Source organism: Streptomyces sp. NPDC055103, assembly GCF_053607625.1.
In genome coordinates this window covers 1-1813 of sequence record NZ_JBSGTX010000166.1, presented here as the reverse complement: position 1 = coordinate 1813, position 1813 = coordinate 1, and the positions used below count along the sequence as shown (strand labels likewise).

The 1813-nt window shown below is 48.2% G+C and carries 3 protein-coding genes; all 3 read right to left on the bottom strand.

Features of this window, described 5'->3' with window-relative positions:
* A partial coding sequence (gene rfbD / locus ACWFR1_RS40265) for a dTDP-4-dehydrorhamnose reductase (RefSeq protein WP_453561062.1) occupies positions 1 to 599 on the bottom strand: 599 nt, incomplete at its 3' end.
* 13 nt (positions 600 to 612) lie between these two features.
* Positions 613 to 1560: a dTDP-glucose 4,6-dehydratase gene (gene rfbB / locus ACWFR1_RS40260; protein ID WP_033883405.1), complete on the bottom strand. Its 948-nt coding sequence runs from the start codon at positions 1558 to 1560 to the stop codon at positions 613 to 615.
* Positions 1560 to 1813, bottom strand: a 254-nt coding sequence (locus tag ACWFR1_RS40255) for a sugar phosphate nucleotidyltransferase (protein ID WP_453561057.1), incomplete at its 5' end; no start/stop codon positions are given. The genes rfbB and ACWFR1_RS40255, both read right to left, overlap by 1 nt.

The following is a 1813-nucleotide window of genomic DNA, read 5'->3' as shown; positions in this document are numbered from 1 at the left end:
TGGCTGAACAGCTTGATGACCGCTTCTGCTAAATCCTTCGTATAAGTCGGCGAACCAATTTGATCGCTGACAACCCGAAGCTCTTGTTTCGTTTCAGCAAGCTTCAGCATGGTTTCAACGAAATTATTGCCGCCATGTCCGTACACCCACGATGTTCTGATGATCGTGCTGTCTTTTGTCGTTAATCGTATCAGTTCTTCTCCAAGCCTTTTGCTTTTGCCATAAATGGTTTTCGGATCGAGGGGATCGTCTTCCCTATATGGCTGGGTTCCTTTCCCATTGAATACATAGTCCGTGCTGATATGAACATATTGAGCACCGATGCGGGTTGACTCAAGCGCTGTATAATAAGCGCCGATTCCGTTAACCAAGTACGCTTTATCAAGCTCTTTCTCGCATTGATCAACCGACGTAAACGCGGCGCTATTGACCACGATATCCGGCTGATAATGGCCAAACGAATGCCGTACTGAGCGCTGGTCAGCAATGTTCATCATCTTCTTTGTTAACGCAATGACCTCATATCCGGCTTGCTTCAGCTGGCGGCATAGTTCCAAGCCAAGCTGTCCTCCCGCCCCAGTTACCAATACCTTTGTCAATCAGATCACCTTCTCATCGGTCATTGTCTGTATACCACTGAATCGTACGCGCAATGCCTTCTTCAAGCGTCACTTCCTGCCGCCAGCCCAGTTCATTTTTCAGCTTAGATGCATTGATCGCATAGCGCCGGTCATGCCCTTTTCGGTCTTCCACGTGGGCGAACAATTCCTCACAGCCCAGATGCTTCAAAATGGCACTCGCCAGCTCTTTATTCGTGCGTTCATTTCCGCCGCCGATGTTATACACCTCGCCGTCGGTTCCTTTTTCTAAAATCAGTTTGATTGCGCGGCAATGATCCTCCGCAAACAGCCAGTCTCGGATCTGGAGTCCATCGCCATACAGCGGAACAGGCAGGCCCTGCTTCGCATGACGGATAATCGTCGGAATCATTTTTTCGCTGTGCTGATAAGGTCCGTAATTGTTGCTGCATCGTGTAATGATGGCCGGAAGCTTGTGGGTTTTCACATAAGACAACACGAGCAAATCTGAGCTTGCTTTGCTGGCTGAGTATGGGTTATTAGGAGAAAGCGGCGTCGTTTCTGTAAACGCGGGATCATCCGCTTTTAAATCCCCGTATACCTCATCTGTTGAAATATGAATCAGCTTCTTGGCTTTTCCTTTCAAGACCGCTTCCGCCAATCGGTATGTCCCCATGACATTTGTGGTGATAAACGGCTCCGCTTGGGAAATGCTTCTGTCCACATGCGATTCTGCTGCGAAGTGAATGACGCCATCGTAGGTCTCGTCAAACGCGCGGTCGATATCCTCCTGAACGCTGATGTCCCCTTTTACAAAGCGAAAACGACTGTTTTGCTTTAATTTTTCCATTTCCTCCGGGTGGCTGGCGTACGTCAGTTTATCTAAAACGGTAATGCGCGCATCCGTTTCCCTCAGCATGAGCTTTGTAAACGTGAGCCCGATGAAGCCGGCTCCGCCTGTAATTAAATATGATTTTGCCATCACTTTTCGTCCTGTCCTTTCCGTAAATCCTGGTGTACAAGCTGGGAAGCGAGATAAAGCGATTCGTGAGTTCCGGCGTCTACCCACCAGCCTGATAACACATCATACGTAAGCTGGCTGTTTTCGATGTATAGATTATTCACATCGGTGATTTCCAGCTCGCCGCGCTTTGATGGTGATATTTGTTCAATATACGAAAACACCTCTGCATCATACATATAAATACAGGTAACACAAAGGTTGGTCGGTGGCT

Coding starts and splice junctions, on each gene's coding strand:
- rfbB (WP_033883405.1), bottom strand. CDS start 1,560: ATGGCAAAATCATATTTAATTACAGGCGGAGCCGGCTTCATCGGGCTC.